The following is a 7,144-nucleotide window of genomic DNA, read 5'->3' as shown; positions in this document are numbered from 1 at the left end:
TGCATGCGCCCGACTTCCTGGGCTTCCCGGATGCTATCCGGATGACACGCGATCATGGCGATGTCGTCCGCAACGGCCTCGCGATCAAAAAAGCCGGCAATGAGATCATGCGGTTGCTCGGTGGGCGCGAGATCCATCCGGTCAATGTCAAGCCATGCGGCTTTCATCGTGTGCCGACCCGGGCCGAGTTGCGAGCGCTCGCGGAAACCCTGGAGCATGCCCGCGAACTGGCCACCGGCCTCGTCCGCTGGGTCGCAACGTTCCCCTTCCCCGATTTCGAGCAGGATTATGAATTCGTCGCGCTGCGTCATCCCGACGAATACCCCTTCAACGAGGGCCGGCTCGTATCCAGCCGCGACATCGATATCGACATTGCCGAGTATGAATCGGAGTTCGAGGAGCGGCATGTTCCGCATTCGACGGCGCTTCATTCCCTCCTGAAGCGACGCGGCGCCTATCTTGTCGGGCCCCTCGCCAGGTATGCGTTGAATTTCGCTTTGCTGCCCGCCTCCGTCCAAGCGCTCGGCGAAGAAGTTGGGCTGCAACCGGTATGCCGAAACCCGTTCAAGAGCATCGTCGTTCGTGCCCTTGAGATCCTCTTTGCCTGCGAGGAGGCGCTCCGCATCATCGATGCCTATGAACCGCCGGCTCAATCCACAGTAGCGCTCGTGCCTCGCGCAGCTACCGGCTTCGGCTGCACCGAAGCGCCGCGCGGCATCTGCTGGCACCGCTATGACTTCGCGGAAGACGGCACGATCGAGCGGGTCCGGATCGTCCCGCCGACTTCACAGAACCAGCCAAGCATCGAAGCGGACCTCGCCGCCGTTGCCGCGTCGATACTCGACCAGCCAGATGATGTCATCCGCCACCGTTGCGAGCAGGCCATCCGCAACTACGATCCCTGCATTTCCTGCTCAGCCCACTTTCTGAAGCTCAGGGTCAACCGATCATGAGCAATTCTGGGCGAAGACGGATCATGGTCCTCGGAATAGGGAACCCCGGCCGGGCCGACGACGGGGTCGGAGCACTTATCGCCGGCCGGCTCGCCGACCGGTTGCCGGCGGATGTGACGCTGGTCGTTCGCAGCGGTGATATCGTGACCCTGGTGGAGACTTGGGCGGAGTATGGTGCGCTGATATGCGTGGACGCGGCTAACCCGATGGGACAGCCCGGCCGGGTCCATCGCCTTGAAGGGCCGGACGATGCGTTGGCGGAGAGCTCTTCATTGACGTCAAGCCACGGATTTTGCCTCGCAGACGCGATCGCGCTGGCACGTGAATTGCGGACGCTCCCGGAAACCCTTGTCATCTATGCGGTAGAAGGCGCCTGCTTCGATATCGGCGCGCCGATGACGCCGCAGGTAGCCAAAGCAGCGGCCGATGTCGCCGAACAGATCATTGAAGAGGTCGATCGGTTGAGCTGCGTTGAAGCGCGAGCAACCATGTAGTGAGCCCAGGACAACGTACCCACGGCCACGGACGGATAGCGATTATTCCGGTAAAAGTCACGGTATACACGCGATTCGACCTAAGCACATGATATCTTCACGCTATCGAACGCGCCGAGGAGCATGTTGACCTGTCCGTTGCCCCATAGCGGCAATAGCGCTCTGGCAAAGCGGTAACCGGAAAAATCGGTGAGGTGAAAAAGCGTCGGTTCGGCCGCTTCGACGGTCGCGCTGCTCTGGGCACGCAAGTAGCTGAAATTGATATTCGGCGGCATCTCGTCAACGAAGCGTTCCGGCGCCGCGGTCGTTCGCAAACTTTCACTGAGAAATTCAAAGCGGTAGCGCTCCGGCGGTACAAAGGCGCTCAGCAAGAACGGATTTCCCGGCAAATGGGACAGGGCCGTCACGCCGAGATCATCACTGAACGGCATGCGATTCTCGCCGCGTCTTAGGCTCTCCCAAAACGAGACAAGTGGTTGCAGCTTCGCATCGAGGCGATCGGGAAGCGGGAATGGATTGCGGCACTGCATCATCTGGTTCTTTCAACCGGTGGCGAGTGTTGGGAATTTAGGCCGGTCGTCCGGGGAGGCCCTTGATCTCCATCAAGAGATAGCCGCGCCGGGCTCTCCATTATCCTGGCATCCAAATACAGGGATGACTGAAATGGCCGGAACTGGCTTGCAGGGCAGCGAGAAGGCGGAGGAACTGCCGAACTCAAGCTTCCTTTGGGGCGTCTCGACCTCCAGCTTTCAGATCGAGGGCGCGACGCATAGCGACGGTCGCGGAGATAGCATCTGGGACACATATTGCCGGCAGCAGGGCCGCGTAAAAAACGGCGATAACGGCGACATCGCCTGTGATCATTATCATCGCTTTGCCGAGGACGTCGCATTAATGCAGGGCCTTGGCGTCGGCGCCTATCGCTTCTCAATCTCTTGGCCTCGCGTGCTGCCGAGAGGTCGCGGCGGGGGCAATGAACCAGGTCTGTCATTCTATGACAGACTGATCGACGCTCTTCTCGCGGCGGGCATCGAACCGTGGATATGTCTCTATCACTGGGACCTGCCTCAAGCGCTTGATGATCTCGGCGGCTGGGAAAACCGCGACATCGCCGGCTGGTTCGCCGACTACGCCGCGCTGGTCGGCAGGCGTTATGGCGACCGCGTCAAACGGTTTGCCACGTTCAATGAACCATGCGTGTTTACCCTGTTTGGATACGGCTTTGGTTCGAACGCGCCAGGGATTGCTGACAAAGCCGCTTTGCACAGAGCGATCCATCACGTCAATCTGAGCCATGGAGCGGCCATTGACGTGTTGCGCTCTTGCGTGCAAGACGCCTCGCTCGGCGCCATCCACAACCGGCAGCCCTGTTTTGCCGTGAGCACGAGCGCCGACGACGTCGCGGCCGCACTTCGCTTTGCGGAATACTGGAACGATGCCTTCCCTCATCCGCAACATTTTGGTTGCTATACCCCTGCCCTGGCCGAAGCCATGGAGCCTTATCAGCAGCCCGGCGACATGGCACAGATCGCACGTCGCGTCGATTGGTTCGGTCTCAACCACTATTCACCGCATTACATCAAAGCAGATTCAAACCTGCTCCGTGCCACCTTCGGTGCACCACCGGACGACGTACCACGAACCTCGATCGGATGGCCGATCGTCCCCGGTGCATTCCGCGACACCTTGCTGGACATCGATCGTCGTTTCGGTCTGCCGATCTATGTCCTGGAGAACGGAACTGCCGCCGACGATAGAATTGACGATGCTGGACATGTGCAAGACGCCGGGCGTATCGCCTATTTGCAGGCCTATACCGGCGCAATGAACGAGGCGATTTCGGCCGGCGCCGATGTACGAGGCTATTTTGTCTGGTCGCTTCTCGACAATTTCGAGTGGGCGTCAGGCTATTCGCAACGATTCGGCATCGTCTATGTCGATTATGCCACTCAACGGCGAATTCCCAAGGAGTCCGCGCGGTGGTATTCAAATTGCATTGCCGCAAGCCGAAGGTTGCGGTTTCCTGCGACGATGCGTTGACCGCGTGACCGCAATGGCAACGATGAAAGACGACCACATGTCGAAGGAGCATAGCGTTCTGCTCGCCGACATCGGCGGCACCAATGCTCGGTTTGCGCTCATGACCCGTCGCGAAATTGGGGTGATCGATCATCTCAAGGTCGCAGATTATCCCGGTGTCACACAGGCGATCTCAAAATTCCTGCAGCGTCGTGTTCCATCCGCGACCGTTGATGTCGCGGTCCTCGGCGTCGCCGGAGCGGTCGAGAACAACCGTTGCACCATCATCAACAGCGGGTGGTCGATCGATGGCGCAGAGTTGCAGCGGACCTTCGGATTTGAAGCCGTCAGACTGCTCAACGATTTCGAAGCGGTTGCCTGGGCGCTCCCGGAACTGCAGCCTCAACACCTCTACCCCCTCGGAGACCAGCCAATTGCCGCGGGTGGTGCAATGCTTGCGCTCGGACCCGGCACGGGTTTCGGTGCGGCCTGTCTATTTTCACCCGGGCCGGGGATGCGGTTCGCCGCCGCCACCGAGGCCGGTCACGCGACCCTGCCGGCGACCTCCCACCGCGAAGAGCAGGTGATCGCCTTCTTGCGCAACCGCATCGGTCACGTATCGATTGAACGGGTGTTGTCAGGAACAGGTCTTGTCAATCTCTATGAGGCCCTGGCGAGCATCGATGGCGCCACCGTGCCGGAACGAGATGCGGCTGCAATCACAAAAGCGGCCCTGGACGGCAGTTGCGACGTATGTAACGTCACGGTCGACATGTTCTGCTCCTGGCTGGGAAGCGTTGCGGGAGATCTCGCTCTCACCTTCTCCGCCCGCGGCGGCGTTTACATCGCGGGTGGCATTGTTCCGCGTTTAACGGACACCCTTTCCCGATCGAGCTTTCGAAAGCAGTTCGAAAGCAAAGGACGTTTCGAGCCTTATTTGCGCGACGTTCCAACGTGGGTCGTAATCGAACCTGACGCGAGTTTCGCCGGTCTCAGGGCGTTCTTCGGGCGCCAACTGGCGAACTCCCGATGACGAGTATCGTCACCATTACGCCCAACCCTGCGGTCGATGTCTCGACCGCCGTTGAAAAGATCATTCCCGTCTACAAGCTTCGAGGCGCTTGGCGACGCCGCGACCCAGGCGGAGGCGGCATCAACGTCGCGCGCGTGATCAAGCGTCTGGGGGGAGACGTCAGCGCGATCTATCCAATCGGCGGCTCCACTGGCGATTCACTGCGCAAGCTGGTCGAACGCGAAGGCGTCGCAAGTCAAACCTTCGCTATCTCTGACGAAACGCGCGAGGATTTCTTTGTCGGTGAAACCGATACGGGCCAGCAATATCGCTTCATTCTGCCCGGCCCCGAACTCCTCCAAAGCGAATGGCAATGCTGCTTGGATCTATTGTCTCGTAGCGAACCTTTTCCGCGGTTTGTGGTTGCAAGCGGCAGCTTGCCTCGGGGCGTGCCCGATGATTTCTACGCACGGATAGCCCGGGTGGCAAAGCAGCGCGGCGCCAAGATGATCCTCGATACATCAGGACCTGCGCTTGCCGCGGCGCTTGCTGAAGGGATCTATCTCATCAAGCCGAACTTGCGCGAAATGCACGACCTGACCGGTCGCGAGCCATCCGACGCCCTGGAATGGGAAGATGCTGCCAAGAATCTCGTTCGGAACGGGAACGTCGCCATGATTTCGCTCACCATGGGGCACCTCGGCGCCGCTCTGGTCACGCGGGATCGGACTTTGCGAGCGCCTCCCCTTGCGATCACGCCCGTGAGCGCCGTCGGCGCCGGCGACAGCTTCCTGGGCGCGCTGATCCATGGGCTCGCGTCGGAGATCGATCTCGAAGCCGCTTTCCGGCTGGCTGCTGCTGCGGGAGCCGCGGCTCTCCTCAATCCGGGCACCGAGCTTTGCCGTGCAGATGATGTCAGACGACTTGCCGAGGCTGTGATCCTCAAATCGGCGTAACGGGTTCGGCGGGAATGGTCGTCGCAGGAGCCGGCAGCGACGAACCGTGATTGAGTCGGTCAAGGGAGAGCAAGAGGCCGCCGACCCTTTCAAGCGACGAGACCCAACCCGCGACCCGATCGAAATTGTCGACAAGCCAGTTGAAGGAACCCTGCACCAATGTAAAGGCTGCGGCCGCCTGCGTGAGTTCGCCGAGCGTCATGCCGCCCGAAAGGAATTTCGGTGCGCATAGGATGAGCCCGACGATCGGCGCCACAAGCGTATTCGAATGCGATACCAGAGTCATGCGCATCAGCTGCCAGCACAGACGTCGCCACTGCTCGATCACGTCGCATAGCGCCTCATACACCCCGCGCTTGATCTCCGTTTCTCGGGGTTTCGGAGCCGTTCCCTCTCCGACATCCCGTACCAAATGAGCCGCCGTGATCAGCTCGGCCTCTGCCTGGTTCTTGATCTGGACAACTCTGGTGAGCGGCGAGCCCACCAGGATCATCGCGACGGTGACCATTCCGGAGTAAATGACGACACTGATCACAAGATAACCGGGTAACCAGGTTTCGTAGCCAAGCAGCGAAAAAGCAAAGCCGCCGCCGACATTCCACAAAATCTGGATAAAAATGATCGCGGTCAGCAGCGAGGAAACGAGGCCGAGCGCAAAATCGATCGGTGCGTCGGTGGCAATCCTCACGTCCTCTGCAAGCCGGTATTCGGGGATCATCTCCACTTCGCCCTGCACCTGCGCCAGACGGAAATAGCGCTCGTTGTCGATCCAGTAATCGATCACGTGGCTCGTCAGCCATCGCCGCCACATGCGCTGCATGGTCATGCGGCCCCATACCGAAGTTACTGCGAGCGCAACGCTCGCGCCGCACAGCGGCACCAGGAGCAGAGCCTGAGCCCGCAGGCGGAAAGGATCACGCCCCTCCAGCGCGTCAAAGAAGTCGCGGTTCCAGTAGTTGAGGCGGAACTGAACATAAAGCTGCAGGATGACGATCCCGATCATCGCGCTACCAAGCAGCCAAACCCGCCACGCTGCCAGCCCCCGCCAGAAACCTGACGCGCTCTCCCAGAATCGGGACCATTCCTGATGCGAATCTGCGCTTTCCTCGGTCATATCGGCCTCAATATCGAATATATCATTGCCTCCCCATTGATCTCGCGCAAAGGCCGGCACGGGCCGATCGTTCAAAGTGTCAACAACTCGATTTTGGCTTATGGCGGTGCTGCAGCGCGGGAGAAAGTGCGATGGGCTCCTCTGGCTACGTTCGCTGGTTCAAGGACATTCGCCTTGAAGACGTACCCCTCGTGGGAGGCAAGACAGCTTCCTTGGGCGAGCTCTATTCCGCGCTTTCGCTACAGGACATCCACGTTCCAAACGGGTTCGCGCTGACCGCTTCAGCCTATCGCGACGCGTTGACGCAGGCCGGGGTCTGGGACAAGCTCCGGGAGCTGCTGGCCGGACTGGACAAACGGCGCCTGTCCGACCTCGCCAAGCGAGCCGCCGCAGCCCGCGCCATTGTCTATGCAGCTACCGACCTGGACGATATTCGCCGACAAGTCACTGAAGGATACCACCGGCTTGAACGCGAATATGGCGCCAACGTCGCCGTCGCCGTACGCAGTTCAGCAACAGCCGAAGATCTGCCGACCGCGAGCTTTGCCGGACAGCACGAGAGTTTCCTCAACATCCGCGGGGCGCGCGAGCTGTTC

At 60.3% G+C, this 7,144-nt stretch carries 8 protein-coding genes; 6 read left to right on the top strand and 2 right to left on the bottom strand.

Annotation, left to right across the window (positions count from 1 at the left end; translation table 11 throughout):
• Both NEZ08_RS17320 and NEZ08_RS17315 read left to right on the top strand, forming a co-directional pair.
• Nucleotides 1-953: nickel-dependent hydrogenase large subunit (locus NEZ08_RS17320; RefSeq protein ID WP_298109381.1), on the top strand; the 953-nt coding region annotated here is incomplete at its 5' end.
• A gap of 23 nt (nucleotides 954-976) precedes the next feature.
• Nucleotides 977-1,447: a hydrogenase maturation protease gene (locus NEZ08_RS17315; protein ID WP_298109379.1), complete on the top strand. Its 471-nt coding sequence runs from the start codon at nucleotides 977-979 to the stop codon at nucleotides 1,445-1,447.
• A gap of 80 nt (nucleotides 1,448-1,527) precedes the next feature.
• Here NEZ08_RS17315 and NEZ08_RS17310 read toward each other — a convergent pair whose 3' ends face one another.
• Entirely contained in the window at nucleotides 1,528-1,878 is a 351-nt protein-coding gene (locus NEZ08_RS17310; protein ID WP_298109377.1) for a hypothetical protein, read from the bottom strand.
• Between the two features lie 232 nt (nucleotides 1,879-2,110).
• On the opposite strand from NEZ08_RS17310, the gene NEZ08_RS17305 reads away from it, so the two are divergent.
• Genes NEZ08_RS17305 through NEZ08_RS17295 form a run of 3 tightly spaced genes read left to right on the top strand, consistent with a single transcriptional unit; the run spans nucleotide 2,111 to nucleotide 5,434 of the window.
• On the top strand, nucleotides 2,111-3,487 hold the full coding sequence (locus NEZ08_RS17305; RefSeq protein WP_298109375.1) for a GH1 family beta-glucosidase: 1,377 nt from the start codon (nucleotides 2,111-2,113) through the stop codon (nucleotides 3,485-3,487).
• A complete protein-coding gene (gene glk / locus NEZ08_RS17300; protein ID WP_367278427.1) occupies nucleotides 3,381-4,499 on the top strand; it encodes a glucokinase in 1,119 nt (372 codons plus the stop codon). Before NEZ08_RS17305 ends, glk begins: the two co-directional genes overlap by 107 nt.
• Nucleotides 4,496-5,434, top strand: coding sequence for a 1-phosphofructokinase family hexose kinase (locus NEZ08_RS17295; protein WP_298109370.1), 939 nt, complete (start codon nucleotides 4,496-4,498; stop codon nucleotides 5,432-5,434). Before glk ends, NEZ08_RS17295 begins: the two co-directional genes overlap by 4 nt.
• Here the strand turns inward: NEZ08_RS17295 and NEZ08_RS17290 are convergent.
• Nucleotides 5,421-6,548 (bottom strand): SbmA/BacA-like family transporter, encoded by a 1,128-nt coding sequence (locus tag NEZ08_RS17290; protein WP_298109366.1) that lies wholly within the window; start codon nucleotides 6,546-6,548, stop codon nucleotides 5,421-5,423. The genes NEZ08_RS17295 and NEZ08_RS17290 overlap by 14 nt on opposite strands.
• A gap of 131 nt (nucleotides 6,549-6,679) precedes the next feature.
• Here NEZ08_RS17290 and NEZ08_RS17285 point away from each other — a divergent pair.
• Nucleotides 6,680-7,144, top strand: a 465-nt coding sequence (locus tag NEZ08_RS17285) for a PEP/pyruvate-binding domain-containing protein (protein WP_298109364.1), incomplete at its 3' end; no start/stop codon positions are given.

Origin of the sequence: Bradyrhizobium sp., from assembly GCF_027451485.1 — a bacterium.
GTDB lineage: Bacteria > Pseudomonadota > Alphaproteobacteria > Rhizobiales > Xanthobacteraceae > Bradyrhizobium.
Note: the sequence above shows the minus strand (reverse complement) of the source record. Positions and strands in the feature narration are given on the sequence as shown.